General features: G+C 65.2%; 16 protein-coding genes and 1 tRNA gene. 4 read left to right on the top strand and 13 right to left on the bottom strand.

Annotated elements, in window-relative coordinates; genetic code table 11:
* The first annotated feature begins 203 nt into the window (after positions 1-203).
* A complete protein-coding gene (locus tag IOC69_RS11040) occupies positions 204-755 on the top strand; it encodes an NAD(P)H-dependent oxidoreductase (protein WP_290543604.1) in 552 nt (183 codons plus the stop codon).
* Between the two features lie 177 nt (positions 756-932).
* Here the strand turns inward: IOC69_RS11040 and IOC69_RS11035 are convergent, their stop codons facing one another.
* The 10 genes from IOC69_RS11035 to IOC69_RS10990 form a co-directional block, all read right to left on the bottom strand.
* Positions 933-1148, bottom strand: coding sequence for a ribbon-helix-helix domain-containing protein (locus tag IOC69_RS11035; RefSeq protein WP_290543603.1), 216 nt, complete (start codon positions 1146-1148; stop codon positions 933-935).
* The gene (locus tag IOC69_RS11030; RefSeq protein WP_290543602.1) at positions 1148-1327 is read right to left on the bottom strand and encodes a DUF4169 family protein; all 180 of its coding nucleotides are present in this window, start codon (positions 1325-1327) and stop codon (positions 1148-1150) included. The genes IOC69_RS11035 and IOC69_RS11030 overlap by 1 nt, the downstream gene beginning before the upstream one ends.
* The gene (fumC, locus tag IOC69_RS11025; protein ID WP_290543605.1) at positions 1324-2712 is read right to left on the bottom strand and encodes a class II fumarate hydratase; all 1389 of its coding nucleotides are present in this window, start codon (positions 2710-2712) and stop codon (positions 1324-1326) included. Before fumC ends, IOC69_RS11030 begins: the two co-directional genes overlap by 4 nt.
* 89 nt (positions 2713-2801) lie before the next feature.
* Positions 2802-3995: an MFS transporter gene (locus IOC69_RS11020; protein ID WP_290543601.1), complete on the bottom strand. Its 1194-nt coding sequence runs from the start codon at positions 3993-3995 to the stop codon at positions 2802-2804.
* A 5-nt stretch (positions 3996-4000) separates the two neighbouring features.
* Positions 4001-4933: a CehA/McbA family metallohydrolase gene (locus IOC69_RS11015; RefSeq protein ID WP_290543600.1), complete on the bottom strand. Its 933-nt coding sequence runs from the start codon at positions 4931-4933 to the stop codon at positions 4001-4003.
* A 23-nt stretch (positions 4934-4956) separates the two neighbouring features.
* The gene (locus IOC69_RS11010) at positions 4957-6843 is read right to left on the bottom strand and encodes a potassium transporter Kup (RefSeq protein WP_290543599.1); all 1887 of its coding nucleotides are present in this window, start codon (positions 6841-6843) and stop codon (positions 4957-4959) included.
* Between the two features lie 43 nt (positions 6844-6886).
* A complete protein-coding gene (gene mepA, locus IOC69_RS11005; RefSeq protein ID WP_290543598.1) occupies positions 6887-7828 on the bottom strand; it encodes a penicillin-insensitive murein endopeptidase in 942 nt (313 codons plus the stop codon).
* Between the two features lie 8 nt (positions 7829-7836).
* A complete protein-coding gene (locus IOC69_RS11000; RefSeq protein WP_290543597.1) occupies positions 7837-8358 on the bottom strand; it encodes a ClpXP protease specificity-enhancing factor SspB in 522 nt (173 codons plus the stop codon).
* Positions 8359-8994: 636 nt separating this feature from the next.
* Positions 8995-9084, bottom strand: a tRNA-Ser gene (locus IOC69_RS10995).
* A gap of 59 nt (positions 9085-9143) precedes the next feature.
* Positions 9144-9914 (bottom strand): class II aldolase/adducin family protein, encoded by a 771-nt coding sequence (locus IOC69_RS10990; RefSeq protein WP_290543596.1) that lies wholly within the window; start codon positions 9912-9914, stop codon positions 9144-9146.
* A gap of 102 nt (positions 9915-10016) precedes the next feature.
* On the opposite strand from IOC69_RS10990, the gene IOC69_RS10985 reads away from it, so the two are divergent.
* Both IOC69_RS10985 and IOC69_RS10980 read left to right on the top strand, forming a co-directional pair.
* On the top strand, positions 10017-10448 hold the full coding sequence (locus tag IOC69_RS10985) for a DUF2147 domain-containing protein (RefSeq protein WP_290543595.1): 432 nt from the start codon (positions 10017-10019) through the stop codon (positions 10446-10448).
* Between the two features lie 16 nt (positions 10449-10464).
* Positions 10465-11181, top strand: a complete 717-nt coding sequence (locus IOC69_RS10980) for a tetratricopeptide repeat protein (protein WP_290543594.1) — start codon at positions 10465-10467, stop codon at positions 11179-11181.
* Between the two features lie 67 nt (positions 11182-11248).
* Here IOC69_RS10980 and grxD read toward each other — a convergent pair whose 3' ends face one another.
* Genes grxD through purL form a run of 3 tightly spaced genes read right to left on the bottom strand, consistent with a single transcriptional unit; the run spans position 11249 to position 14014 of the window.
* A complete protein-coding gene (gene grxD / locus IOC69_RS10975) occupies positions 11249-11569 on the bottom strand; it encodes a Grx4 family monothiol glutaredoxin (RefSeq protein ID WP_290543593.1) in 321 nt (106 codons plus the stop codon).
* Between the two features lie 3 nt (positions 11570-11572).
* Entirely contained in the window at positions 11573-11809 is a 237-nt protein-coding gene (locus IOC69_RS10970; protein ID WP_290543592.1) for a BolA family protein, read from the bottom strand.
* Between the two features lie 12 nt (positions 11810-11821).
* The gene (gene purL / locus IOC69_RS10965; RefSeq protein WP_290543591.1) at positions 11822-14014 is read right to left on the bottom strand and encodes a phosphoribosylformylglycinamidine synthase subunit PurL; all 2193 of its coding nucleotides are present in this window, start codon (positions 14012-14014) and stop codon (positions 11822-11824) included.
* Positions 14015-14183: 169 nt separating this feature from the next.
* Between purL and IOC69_RS10960 the strand changes: the two genes are divergently transcribed.
* Positions 14184-14534, top strand: a 351-nt coding sequence (locus IOC69_RS10960; RefSeq protein ID WP_290543590.1) for a hypothetical protein, incomplete at its 3' end; no start/stop codon positions are given.

Raw genomic sequence — 14534 nt, 5'->3', positions numbered from 1 at the left:
TGGCGCGGCTTGTCTTTCCGCCACCTGTCAAACGCGCCTTCGTGTTCAGTTGGTCACTCTGGCGGCGCGTTCACCAAGCCCATGCCGCCGAGGCCCACTACCGCGCAAGACTCACCACGCAGACGCAACTGTAGTACTAGAGACTAAAAAACTCCCGTTGCGTCCCCATCTGTAACAGCGACAATTACAGAATGGAGCAAGCAATGACCTATGACGTCGCCGTCCTCATCGGCAGCCTTCGCAAGGAGTCCCTCACCCGGCAGCTGGTGGTTACCCTTCAGGGCATCGCTCCTCCCGGCCTTCGCCTGCGGGTCGTCGAGATCGGGGATCTTCCCCTTTTCAACGCCGATCACGAAGCGTCGCCCCCGCAGCAGGTGACGGCGTTCAAGCAGAGCATCGAGAAGGCGGACGCGGTGCTGTTCGCCACGCCCGAGTACAACCGCTCAGTGCCGGGTGTGCTGAAGAATGCCATCGACGCCGGCTCCCGCCCCTATGGCAAGTCGTCGTGGAACGGCAAGCCCGCCGCCGTGATCTCGGTCTCGCAGGGCGTGCTCTCGGGCTTCGGCGCCAACCACCATCTGCGCCAGTCACTGGTGTTTCTCAACATGCCGGTGCTCCAGCAGCCCGAGGCCTATATCGCCCAGGTGCAGACGGTGCTGGATGGCAAGGGCGGGTTCGTGAAGCCGGAGACCAAGACGTTCCTGCAGAATTTCCTGACGGCCTTCGAGGGCTGGATCGGGAAGGTCAGGGCCTGACGTGTTGCCGCCAAAAAGGATGCGCGGGTCGAGCCCGCGCAAGGTGAGACTGGGGAGTGCTTCCGCCCTTTTCTTCACCTTGCCCCGGCTTGTCCCGGGTGTCCTTTTGCTGGCTGCCAAAAAGGATCGCCCGGTCAAGCCGGGCGAAGGTGAGAATTGGGTCGGGGACTTCCGGCGCTATCGCCGGTCCCCCGCCTCATTCAGCAGCCACACCCGCACCGCGCTGGATAAATTCCTGCCGCCGCGCGTCTGATCGATCTCGGCCGCCAGTGCGGCCGCCGACAGCTTGCGCCGCGCCGCCGCTTTCCGCAGCGCTTCCCAGAATTCCGGTTCGAGCGACAGAGACGTGCGGTGGCCGGCGATGGTGAGCGAACGCTTGAGGTCCCGGCCCATCACTCCTCGCGCTTGTGGGAGGAGATGTCCTTTGCGGCCTTTTCGTTCAGCGCGTCCGTCAGCTTCCTTTCGGCCTTGCCGCGGCCGAACTGCACGCGGTTCTCCGCGGCGGTTTCCGCCTTCGCGGCGCGCTCTTTCCGCTTGCGGTGGAGCTTGAGGCTGACGATCTCGCCCATCACTTCGGTCCGATCATGTCCTCGGGGCGCACGATCGCATCGAAGTCATCGCCCGGAATGCCGTCCTTCACGGCCTCCTCGCGCAGCGTGGCGCCGTTCTTGTGGGCGGTCTTGGCGATCCTCGCCGCGCGGTCATAACCGTATTTGGGGGCCAGCGCGGTGACCAGCATCAGCGAGCGGCCGAGCGCCTGCCTGATATTGTCCTCGCGCGCCACGATGCCGCTGACGCAATTGTCGGTGAAGCTCACGGCGGCGTCCGAGACGAGCCGCACCGACTGCAGGAAGTTATAGGCCATCACGGGATTGTAGACGTTGAGCTCGAAATGGCCCTGGCTGCCCGCGAAGCTCAGCGCCGCCTGATTGCCGAACACCTGCACGCAGACCATGGTGAGCGCCTCGCATTGCGTCGGGTTCACCTTGCCCGGCATGATGGAGGAGCCCGGCTCGTTTTCCGGCAGCGCGAGTTCGCCCAGCCCCGAGCGCGGGCCGGAGCCCAGCAGGCGGATGTCATTGGCGATCTTGAACAGCGACACGGCCACCGTGTTGATTGCCCCATGCGTCATCACCATCGCGTCATGCGCGGCCAGAGCCTCGAACTTGTTGGGGGCGGAGGTGAAGGGCATGCCGGTGATCATGGCGATGCGGTCGGCCACCATCTCCGCAAAGCCAACGGGCGCGTTGAGGCCGGTGCCGACCGCGGTGCCGCCCTGGGCGAGCTCCATCAGCATCGGCATGGTCATCCCGATGCGCTTGATGCCGTTTTCGACCTGCTGGGCATAGCCGGAAAACTCCTGCCCGAGCGTGAGCGGCGTTGCATCCTGCGTGTGGGTGCGGCCGATCTTGATGATGTGGTTCCAGTCATGGGCCTTCTTGTCGAGCGCCTTGTGCAGGTGCTTGAGCGCCGGGATCAGCCGGTGCTCAACCTCCTCCGCCGCCGCGATGTGCATGGCGGTGGGGTAGGTGTCGTTGGACGACTGGCTCATGTTCACGTGGTCATTGGGGTGTACGGGGTTCTTGGAGCCCATCACGCCCCCCAACATCTCGATGGCGCGGTTCGAAATCACCTCATTGGCGTTCATGTTGGACTGGGTGCCCGAACCCGTTTGCCACACGACAAGGGGGAAGTGCTCGTCGAGCTTGCCGTCGATCACCTCCTGCGCCGCCTTGACGATCGTCTCGCCGATCCTGGGGTCGAGGCGGCCGAGCGCCATGTTGGTTTCCGCCGCCGCGCGCTTCACGATGCCGAGCGCTCTCACCACGGGCAGCGGCTGCTTCTCCCAGCCGATCCTGAAATTGCCGATCGAGCGCTGCGCCTGCGCACCCCAGTAGCGGGTGGCGTCAACCTCGATGGCGCCGAAGGTATCCGTCTCGGTGCGCGTCTTGCCCATGGTTTCCCCGAAATTCGCCGCCTTGCGGAACGGCGCAGGGAGGCTGATTATCACGCCGAACCTTTGCCCGCCAGCCAGACGGAAGCCGATCAGATGCTGTCTGGCACATGTTGTGGGTGAAGCCTGGCCAGCCACAGCATGAACAGGGTTGAGGCAAGCGCCGATGCACCCGCGATCAGCAGCGCGGCCTGCGGGCTCGCAACGCCCAGCAGCAGCGCGAACAGCAAAGGTGCCGCCGCATTGAGGATCAGGTTAGGGGCGGAGATCATGCCCAGCACCTCGCCATAGCCTTTGGCGCCGAACAGCATCAGCGGCACCGCCCCCTTGGCGATGGTGACGAGCCCGTTCGACGCGCCATAGAGAACCGCGAAGACGATGGCCGCGGGCCATGAGAAGCCCATGATTGCGAAAAGCCCCACCGCCACCGGCAGCAGCCCGAAGGCGATAAGGCCCAGCCGCATCGGGCTCAGGCGGCGGCCCATCAGGATTTCGCCCATCCGGCTTGCCACCTGCGAAGGGCCGATCAGGGCGGCCATGAACACCGCGTCCCCGCCGCCAAAGCCCAGACCCTGGAACAGCGGCACCGCATGGGCCGAGATCGAGGAGAAAACCAGCCCGTTGAGCGCCAGCGCCGAGGCGAAAAGCGCGATCGCCACCCGCCGCCCGCGACCCTGGACATGCACTTTCTTCGCCGCCTCCGCGATGTGCTCCTCCGCACGCTCGCCCTTCGCGGCATGCAGCACGGCCCAGTGGAGCGGCAGGCAAACGAACAGGTTCAGCGCCGCATAGACCAGCAGCGTGTGCGCCCAGCCGATGTTGAGGGCGAGGTAATGGCCCAACGGCCAGAACACGGTGGAGGCGAGGCCTCCGAACAGCGTGAGATAGGAGATGGCGCGCCGCGCCCCATGCCCGGCGATCTGCGTCAGGCTCGCGAAGGCGGCGTCATAGGTCGCGAAGCGCATGGCAAGGCCGAGCAGCAACCAGCCCGCGGCATAGGCGACGGGGTGCGGGATCAGGCCCATCAGCGTCAGCCCCGCCACCGCGCAGAGCGAGCCCGCGATCATCACGCGCCGGCCGCCGATCCGGTCGATCAGCCGCCCGCCCTGGCGCGAGATCAGCGCGCTGAGCAGCAGGGCGGCCGAGAAAGCGCCGAAGATCAGCGTGCCGGACCAGCCGGTCGAGAGGGCAATGTCCTGCGAAAGCGCCCCCAGAATGTAATAGGTGGTGCCCCAGCCGATGATCTGGGTGAGGCCCAGACCGCAGATGACGATCCAGAGCGGCACGGACCTCAGCCGATCTCGTCCCGCCAGATCGGATTGCTCCAGGCGCGCTTGCCCGCGCCATCGATCACCGTGACGCGGAACCACGGGCTGGTCTTCCTGAGGAGCCAGCCCTTTTCGAGCCTGGCGAGATCGAAGCTGGCATCGGTGATGGCTTTGCCCATCCGCACCGCGCTGCGTGACGTGCCGCAGACCACCGTGATGGTGTCGACCGGCGAGCAGGAGATCGAGATCTCCTTGCCGTTCATCTCGATCGCATAGAGCTGCGGACCCATGCTCGAATAATAGAGGCCCTTCTTCAGGCTCTCGAGCAGCGCGCCGGGGTCAAGGCTCGCGGCCTTCACATGCACCCAGCCGCCGAAATAGTCCGGCCCCTTGAAGTGCGCGTCATCGGTGGCGAAGGCCGTCAGGCGCCTGCCCTCGGTGAACAGCTGGTCGGCGAGGTACCAGCCGTCGCCGCGGTCATTCTCCACGGCGCAGCCGTGGTTGTAGATTTCCACCGCATGCGCCGCGTCGATGGCGCGGCCATCCTCGATCGTCAGTTGCGACCAGGCGGGATGCGCGATTCCGATGAAGGCCCCGGCCTCGGCCGCGCGGCGCGCCAGCCCGGCACCCGTCTCGCCCGCCAGATTGCGCGGGAAATCGAGCGGCAATCCCGCGGCCACGATGTGCCAGAGCTCGCCAACCTGGGTTTCCGGCGCATGCAGCTCGACGCCGATCAGCGTGGTGAAGCTGTTGGAGCGGAAGGGCCGCGTGTCGGCGACCGGGAAATCGAAATGCTCGATGAAGTGCTCGGAGAGCTGCATGAAGTCATAGCCCGCGCCCTTGTAGGCATCGATCACCTGCTTCGGCTCCAATGCGCCATCGGAGAGGTTCGAATGCGTGTGCAGGTTGCCGCGCCAGAAGCGTCCGGGGGCGGAGAAGGGGGCGAGGAGAGCCATGCCGTAATCCTGTCGCTGGTGGGTCAGACGCTCATCTGCATGCCGAGCTCGACCACGCGGTCGGGCGGAATGCGGAAGAACTCGATGGCGCGGGAGGACTGGTTCGCCATCATGATGAACAGCCGCTGCTGCCAGAACGGCAGCGACGACCGGGCCGACATGCGTATGACCCTTCTGCCAAGGAAATATGACGCATGGCGCGGGTCGATCTCGAGGCCGAATTCGGCGCAGGCCCTGAGCGCCTTCGGCACGTCCGGCTGCTCCATATAGCCGAAGCGCGCCTCCACCAGCCAGGCGCCGAGCGGCAATTGCTTCACCGCCACGCGGTCCTCGCCGTCGATGCGCGGCTGGCTCGTCGTTTCCGCGGTGATGAACACCAGCCGGTCGTGCAGCACGCGGTTGTGCTTGAGGTTGTGCATCAGCGCGGAGGGCGCATAGAGCGGATCGGTCTGCAGAAACACGGCAGCGCCCGCCACCCGCGCCGGCTGGCGGCGCTCCAGGCTTTCGAGCAGCGGCACGAGTTCCACCGATTCCTTTTTCAGCTTGTCGGTGAGCGCGCGGCGGCCCCTCATCCAGGTGACCATCAGCAGGATGATGGTGGCGCCCATCAGCACCGGCACATAGCCGCCATTGGCGAGCTTCAGGCCGTTGGCGGCAAGGAAGGTCGCCTCGATCACGAAGATGACGGCCAAGGCCGGCAGCACGATGAAGAGCGGCAGGTTGCGCGACTTCCAGAAGAAGATCGATGCGAGGATGGTGTCGACCAGCATCGAGGTGTTGACCGCGATGCCATAGGCGGAGGCGAGGTTGGAGGATGACTCGAACACCATCACGAGAATGATCACGCCCACGAGGATCATCCAGTTGATCTGGCCCACATAGATCTGGCCCTGTTCGGTCTCGCTCGTATGGGTGATTCCCATGCGCGGGAAGAGGCCCAATGACATCGCCTGCTGGGCGATCGAGAAGGCGCCGGTGATGACGGCCTGGGACGCGATCACCGTCACCGCGGTGGCGAGCAGCACCAGCGGGATCACCATCCAGCCCTGCACCATGAGAAAGAACGGGTTGGTCACCGCCTCCGGGTGCGAGATGATGAAGGCGCCCTGGCCCAGATAGTTGAGGATGAGGCCGGGGAACACTACGGCAAGCCAGGCCATGCGGATGGGCTTTGCCCCGAAATGGCCCATGTCGGCATAGAGCGCCTCGCCGCCGGTGACGGCCAGGAACACGCCGCCGAACACCAGCAGCGCCAGGCCCGGCCGGTCGATCAGCATGCCGATGCCGTGCATCGGGTTGAAGGCGGTCAAAATCTCAAGGTCGTCCGAGATGTGGAACAGGCCCATGACGCCGAGTGTCGCAAACCACACCATGGTGACCGGCGCGAACAGTTTCGCCACGCCGCCCGTGCCCTTGTACTGGAACAGGAACAGCGAAATCAGGATCGCCAGCGTCAGCGGCGCCACATAGGGCTCGAAATGGTGGTTCACCACCTTGAGGCCCTCGACGGCGGACAAGACCGACATGGCCGGCGTGATCATCGCGTCGCCGAAGAAAAAGGCCGCGCCGACGATGCCGAGCGACAGAGCGAAGCCGCCCTTCCGGTTGAGCAGGCTTTCGACCAGCACCACGAGCGAGAGGATGCCGCCTTCGCCCTTGTTGTCGGCGCGCATCAGGAAGAATACGTATTTGACGGTGACGATGAGGATCAGCGCCCACAGCAGCAATGAGGCGACGCCAAGCACCGCCTCGCGCAGTCCGGCGCCGGAGGCGACGACCGGGTGCAGCGCTTCGCGCATGGCATAGAGCGGGCTCGTTCCGATGTCGCCGAACACGACGCCGATCGAGGCATAGGCAAGTTTAACGGAGGTCTTGCCGGGGCCGGTATGCTGCGCTTCGGTTTTGTTCATATATGGGCGCCACCGGCGCCGGCCCCTGTTCCAAGCCGACCGGCTATTGGGCCGTAACGACGGCGCGGCATTCAGCAGGAAGCGATGCGAGAGTCAAGGGAGGCGGAGGCTTCACGGGCTTGGGCGGCTTTGTCTGCTTGGGCGGCTTGGGCCAGGGCTTGTCGCCCATCCAGTAAGCCAGCTCGTTGCCGCAGCCGGTGCCGTCCGCCGGTCGCACCGGCGCCTGCGCCCTGCAGTTCGCGGCGCCCGCCGGACATTTGAGGCGGATATGAAAATGGTAGTTGTGATTGTAATAGGGGCGCATCTTGGCGAGCCACGAACGGTCGCCCGTGGCCCACTTGCACAGCTCCGCCTTGATCGGCGGGTTGACGAAGATCCGTTCGACCTCGCGGTAGGAGGCGGCGCGCTTCAGCAGCCGCGCATGGGCCTCCGTCCACAGCGACGTGTCGAGGCTGTGGCGGTTTGGCGCCACCACATCGGGCTTGATGTCTTCGCGCTCTTTCGCTGTCAGGCGGTGGCCGGGCATGGGTTTGAACCAGATATCGGCATCAAGCCCGACCTGGTGGCTGGCATGGCCGGACGGCATCGGCCCGCCGCGCGGCATGGACATGTCGCCCACGAGCAGCCCGTTCCAGCCGTCGCTGGCCTTGGCCTCGGTCGCGAGGCGCTCGACCACGTCGACGAGCACCGGCTGGCCCCAGTTGCGGTTGCGCGACAGGCGGATCACCTGCCAGGCCGGCCCGTCGATGGGCAGCGCCTCCGCACCCGCCTGGCAGCCCTTGGCATAAAAGCCGATGGGACGGGACTTCATGGAGGCGGCGGGGGTGGTGAAGCTGGAGAAAAGCTTCTTGACCGGAAGCTTCATCAGCTCGGCGTCCGACAGCGCCGCGAGAGCGCGCTGGTCATAGGCCGAACTGGACCACGCCGCGCCGATGCCCAGTGCGCAGGCGATGACCGCCACGGCGGCGAGGATGTGTTTGTTCATCGGAGCCCTCACTTCTTGCGGAACTGGTCGAGCGACACGACCTTGGCGGCCTCGTCCTGCGCCGCCCCCTTTTTTTCAGGTTTGCCATCGGCGGACTGGATTGCCGGGGCAGGCTGCGGCTCGGCTTTTGCGGCGGCGGGCTTGGGCTGCTCCACCTCGCGCGGCCGGGGTGCTGCCTGTGTCTCGAACTGCAGGCCGAACTGCACCGCAGGGTCGAGGAAGCCCTTCACCGCGTCGAAGGGGATCACCAGGTGCTCCGGCACATTGTCGAAGGAGACTTCCACCTCGAAGCGGTCGTCATGCACCTTCAGGTTCCAGTACTGGTGTTGCAGCACGATGGTCATCTCGCGGGGGTAGCGCGCGGCGATCTTCTCCGACAACTCCACCCCCGGCGCCCTGGTGTTGAAGGCGATGTAAAAGTGGTGCTCGCCCGGCAGCCCCTGCGTCTCGGCAATGCGCAAGGCCTCGCGGACAACGCCCTTCAGGGCATTCTGGGCGAGCAGGTCATAGCGCATCAAGTCATCGGGCATGCGGGCGAATCCGGCGTCTCGGTCAATCATGATATGGCGGGGTAGCATAGCCCGCGGGAGGAGGCAAAGCCATCCGGTTGACGCTGGCGCCGGCGCCCGCTGAAGTTCCGTGTGATCGGGAGGTGCGCCAGGTCGGCAACGGCAATTGCGTGTCGTTCAACCGGCTCAGGCTGCAAAGTCCCGCAAGCCTGATCAGGGCCCACTTCGTGAAAGCCAGGGTCAAGGCGCGCAGGTATCCCGATGGCAGCCATGCCATCTTCCAGGGGGCCGCTCCGCCTCGGACGCGGCGACGGGACAGAAGCGCCAACCGGTCCAGGTGTCGCGGCTCAAGCCCACTCAGCCGCGACACATGTGGGCCCTCACCAAGACATGGACATTTGATGTGCTGCCTAAACTGGACATTCTGATCCGCTATCGACCGTGCGCGCCGCGGGTTGCCGTCCACCGGTTTGAGATCGGCGCGGGCGGCGGACTGCCCGGCCGCGGCCTCCTTCAGACGCCTGATGAGCCATCGCGAAGGGTTGATGCCAATGGCGGGGTCCGGACGCGTTCTGTTCTTGGTCAAGGGAGGCGGTCCGAACCAATCCGCATCAGCTCACGTCGCCTGCGGCGCGGGATCGTCGCCCAGGGGCTGTCTGGCGGAGGGGGAGGGATTCGAACCCCCGGAGGGCGTGAACCCCCAACGGTTTTCAAGACCGCCGCAATCGACCGCTCTGCCACCCCTCCAGTGACTGCCGACGAAGGCCGTTTCCCTAGCAGCCTTCGCCGGTTTGCTCAATGGCAGATCAATCGGCGTAGCTGGGGTCCTCGCTGTCGAGGATTTCCTTCATTTCGGCGAAGTGCGACTTGAACTGTTCGCGGTCGGCCTCCCATTCCTGCGCGGTCTTCTCGGCCACGGCGGGGCTCATGACGTGGAGCTTCTGGCCGGTGGAATAGGCCAGCGCCAGGTTGCGGCAGGCGCGTTCGAAATAATAGGTGAGGTCGAAGGCCTCGGCCACGGTTTCGGCGCAGACCAGCAGGCCATGGTTGCCCATCATCATCATCTGCTTGTTGCCGAGAAGGCGGCCCAGACGGTCGCCTTCCTCGTCGGTGTTGGCCATGCCGCCATAGTCCATGTCGAAGGCCACGCGATTATGGAAGCGCGCGGTATTCTGGTCGATCGGCAGGATTTCGGGGTTGGCGAGAGAGGCGATCGCGGTGGTATAGGGCGGATGCAGGTGGATGATGCAGCGCGCCTGCGGCACGCTTGCATGCATGCGGCCATGAATGCACCAGGCGGTGAGGTCCGGCGCGTCCGGCCGGTTCATGGTGGCGGGGTCGCCGGAGTCCAGAAGCAGCAGTTCGGACGCCTTGATGCGGGAAAAATGCTTCCAGCGCGGATTCATGAGGAACTTCCGGCCATCGGCCGAGACGGCGAGGCTCAGGTGGTTGGCCACCGCCTCATGCCAGTCGTAGCGCGCGGCCAGCCTGAAAGCCGCCGCCAGGTCGACACGCAATTGCCATTCGTCGGTTTCAAGAGTTGTCGCGGTCTTGAACGTCGCGAGGTTGCCCATCATGATCTCCTTTGCTGAGTCATGCGACGATATCTCTTCCCATGAATCCCGGCAATCGGGCATGATCGGGGCAGGGCGCATGGCGGGCGTGCGGAGGGTTGAGGAATGCGTTGGGTTGCGCTGACATTGGCATCGATCGGGATGACGGTTGCCGCCGTTCCTTCGCAGGCGGCGGGTGGCCCCACCGGGATCTGGCGGATGTCCAACGGCAAGGTGACCGTCAAGGTATCGCCCTGCGGCGGCGGCTATTGCGGCAAGGTGGTGGCCCTCAGGAAGCCGCATGACGGGCACGGCCGCCCGCGCCTTGACAAGGAAAACCCGAACCCCGCGCTCCGCCAGCGCCCGGTGATCGGCCTTACCATCCTTTCCAATATGCAGAGTGATGGGGCGGACTCCTGGGTCGGCACCATCTATAACCCGGACGACGGCAACACCTATTCCTCCTGGATGCAGCTCACCGGGCCATCGACCATGAAGGTCAGCGGCTGCGTGGCGGGCATCTTCTGCAAGACCATGAAGTTCATCCGTGTCGACTGAAATGAAAAGCCCTGCCATGCGCACTCCTGCTTTTGTCCTTGCAGCCCTTTTGCTGGCCACCGCGCCCGCGGCGGCCCAGTCGCTGGAGGAGCTTCCCTTCGACAAGCAGCTGACGCTGGCCAAAGTGGGCGACGTCGATGCGCAATATCAGGTGGGGCTTGCCTATGAGACGGGCAGGAACGTAACCGCCGACGAGGCGGAGGCGGCGCGCTGGTTCCGCCAGGCGGCGCTGCAAGGCAGTGTCGAGGCGCAGTACCGCCTGGCCCGGCTCGTGTCGCGCGGCGCCAGGGGCCTGAAGCAGGATTATCCCACCGCGCTGAAGCTCTACCAGGACGCCGCCGCCAAGGGCTATGCGCCCGCCATGGATGCGCTGGGACAGGCCTATCAGCAGGGCCGCGGCGCCGGGGTCGATCTCACCTTGGCCGCCGAATGGTACCAGAAGGCCGCCGACCAGAAACTCGCCGATGCCCAGAACAATCTCGGCATGCTCTATCTCGAGGGCAAGGGAGTGGCGCGCGATCTCGACAAGGCTTTCAGCCTGTTTCAGGCAGCCGCCGCGCAGCGCGACCCGTGGGGCCTCAACAATCTGGGCGGTATGTATGAAATGGGCTGGGGTGCGGCAGCCGACAAGACCAGGGCGCTCGACCTTTATCAGCAGGCGCTCGCCGCCGGCAACGACAGGGCCCAGGCCAACATCGAGCGCCTTCAGGGCAAGAGTGCGGCCGCCGAATAGCTCTGGCGCATGGGCATTCCGGCGGGGTCCGCATGGGCGCCCTGCCGGCGCCGGGACGGGTGCTCGCTTAGGCCACGCCCTTGTCGGCCATGAGCTGCTTCAGCTCGCCGGACTGGAACATCTCCATCATGATGTCGGAGCCGCCGACGAACTCGCCCTTGACGTAGAGCTGGGGGATGGTGGGCCAGTTGGTGTAGTCCTTGATGCCCTGGCGGAGCTCGGCGGAGTCGAGCACATTGACGCCCTTGAAGGGAACGCCGAGGTGCTGGAGGATCTGCACCGAGCGGCCGGAGAAGCCGCACATCGGCATGTCCGGCGTGCCCTTCATGAACAGGACGACGTCGTTGGACTTCACGTCATTGTCGATCTGGGTGGCGATGTCAGTCATCGGTCAATCCTCTGGGGTGCTGGTCTGGAGTGCGAGCGCGTGCAGTTCGCCGCCCATGCGGCCCTTCAGGGCGGCATAGACCAGCTGGTGCTGCTGCACGCGGGACTTGCCCCTGAAGGCGGCGGAAACGACATTGGCGGCGTAGTGGTCGCCGTCACCGGCGAGGTCGCGGATGGTCACTTGCGCATCGGGGAGCGCCTCCCTGATGAAGCGTTCGATGTCGGTGGCGGACATGCCCATGGATCGTTCCCCCTAAAGCCCGCCCGCCATATAGGCCGGGAACCAGCCTTCATGGGCGTCGCGCAATTCGGCCACAGATATAGCCGGACCGCCGCCGATCTTCAATGTCGCCTCGGATGTCACGGTTCCGACCGCAACCACGCCAACCCCGGCCCTGGCGGCCTCCGCCAGCAGCACGGCGGCCTTGTCGGGCCGGGCGGTGACCACGTAGCGCGCCTGGTCCTCGCCGAAGAGCTTTTCATGATCGAGTGCAGAGAGCTCTGCGCCCAGACCGGAGGCCATGGCCATCTCGATCACCGCGAGGCCGAGGCCGCCGTCGGACACGTCATGCACGGCGCTGAGCTGGCCGCTGAGGATGAGCTGGCGGACGAAATCGCCGTTCTTCTTCTCGAGCGCCAGATCGACGGGCGGCGGGGCGCCTTCTTCCCTGCCGAGAACTTCGCGCAGGTAGATCGACTGGCCAAGATGGCTGCCATGGCCGCCCACCAGCAGGATCACGTCACCGGCATTCTTAAAGGCGATGGTGGCCATAAGACCGACGTCCGGAATGAGGCCGATGCCGCCGACCGCCGGGGTGGGCAGGATGCCCTGGCCGTTGGTCTCGTTGTAGAGCGAGACATTGCCGGAGACGATGGGGAAGGAGAGCGCGCTGCAGGCTTCCGACAGGCCTTTGATGGCATGCACGAGCTGGCCCATGATCTCGGGCCGCTCGGGGTTGCCGAAGTTGAGATTGTCGGTGACGGCGATGGGCTCCGCACCCACGGCCGTCAGGTTGCGCCAGCATTCGGCGACGGCCTGCTTTGCCCCCTCGAACGGGTCGGCCTCGACATAGCGGGGTGTCACGTCGGTGGACACGGCGATGGCCTTCTTGCCGCGGATGCGCACCACGCCCGCGTCACCGCCGGGAATCTGCGCGGTGTTGGAGCCGATGAGGCTGTCATATTGCTCCCACACCCAGCGCCTGGAGCACATGTCCGGCGAACCCACGATCTTGAGGATGGCGGACCTGAGGTCAGCCGGGGCGGGTAACTTGTCCAGAACGGGCTGCTTTTCCGGGGGGACCCACGGGCGGTCATATTCCGGCGCCTCGTCGCCCATCTGCTTGATGGGGAGATCGGCCATCACCTGGCCCTTGTGCCTGATGAGGAAGCGCAGCGTGCCCGTGGTCCTGCCGATGATGGCGAAGTCGAGGCCCCATTTGCGGAAGATGGCCTCGGCCTGCTTCTCACGCGCGGGATCGAGCACCATGAGCATGCGCTCCTGGCTCTCGGACAGCATCATCTCATAGGCCGTCATGCCCTCTTCGCGGCAGGGCACTTTGTCGAGATCGAGTTCGATGCCGAGATCGCCCTTGGCCCCCATCTCCACGGCTGAGGAGGTGAGGCCCGCCGCACCCATGTCCTGGATGGCGATGACCGCACCCGACGCCATGAGTTCGAGGCAGGCTTCCAGGAGGCACTTTTCGGTGAAGGGATCGCCGACCTGCACGGTGGGGCGCTTTTCCTCCGCGTGATCATCGAATTCGGCGGACGCCATGGTGGCGCCATGGATGCCGTCACGGCCCGTCTTGGCGCCGAGATAGACGACGGGAAGCCCGATGCCCCTGGCCCTGGAATAGAAGATCGAATCCGCGCGTGCGAGGCCCACCGCCATGGCGTTGACGAGGATGTTGCCGTTGTAGCGGGCATGGAAGTTCACCTCGCCGCCGATGGTCGGCACGCCGAAGCTGTTGGCATAGCCGCCGATGCCATGGACGACGCCCGACACGAGATGGCGCGTCCTGGGGTGTGACGGCTCGCCGAAGCGCAGCGCGTTCATCGCCGCGATGGGCCTGGCGCCCATGGTGAACACGTCACGCAGGATGCCGCCCACGCCCGTTGCCGCGCCCTGATAGGGCTCGATGAAGGAGGGGTGATTGTGGCTCTCCATCTTGAAGACGATGGCGTCGCCGTCGCCGATGTCGATCACTCCCGCATTTTCGCCGGGGCCCTGGATCACTCGTGCGCCCTTCGTCGGCATGGTTTTGAGCCACTTCTTCGACGACTTGTAGGAGCAGTGCTCGTTCCACATGGCCGAGCAGATGCCGAGCTCGGTCAGCGTCGGCTCCCGCCCGAGAAGCTTCACGAAGCGTTCGTATTCGTCAGGCTTGAGGCCGTGGCTCCTGACGAGGTCGGGGGTGATCTTGGTGTCGTTGGGAAGGGTCATATGCACGGGCTTTAGCGCCTCGGGGTGCGAATCTCAAATGCGATTCAGGCGCGTTCCAATACGACTCTCAGCTCGTCACCCCGGCGAAAGCCGGGGCCCCGCTTTCGGCAAACTCCGGCGAGAAAGAAAGCGGGGTCCCGGCTTTCGCCGGGATGACGGTACTTTGGGGATGTGCCTGGCTTATTCCTTCACCTTCCCGATCCAGCTTTCGAATGCCTCCAGGAAGCCCTTCAGGAACGTCGCCGTCTCCGGCTTCACGAAGCCGCCCTTGCGGTTGCGTGATGGACTCCTGGCGGAGGCTGCCAATGAGGACGGCAACCACGCGGACGGAAAGCTGGATCCCGGCCTTCGCCGCGATGACGCCGGTAAACTAAAGCGGCGGGCGGTCAATTGCCTCCATGAGGATTTCCCTCCCCCTCGTGGGCAGGGCTATCGCATATGGGTTCCCTTCTCCCATCGCGTACCGCGACGGGAGAAGGGAAAATTGACATGGCACAAGACACGCCGCCGCCATATGCGA

Source organism: Aestuariivirga sp. (genome assembly GCF_020252405.1).
Classification (GTDB): domain Bacteria; phylum Pseudomonadota; class Alphaproteobacteria; order Rhizobiales; family Aestuariivirgaceae; genus Aestuariivirga.
The sequence above is the reverse complement of the archived record's forward strand: the minus strand, read 5'-3'. Positions and strand labels throughout refer to the sequence as shown.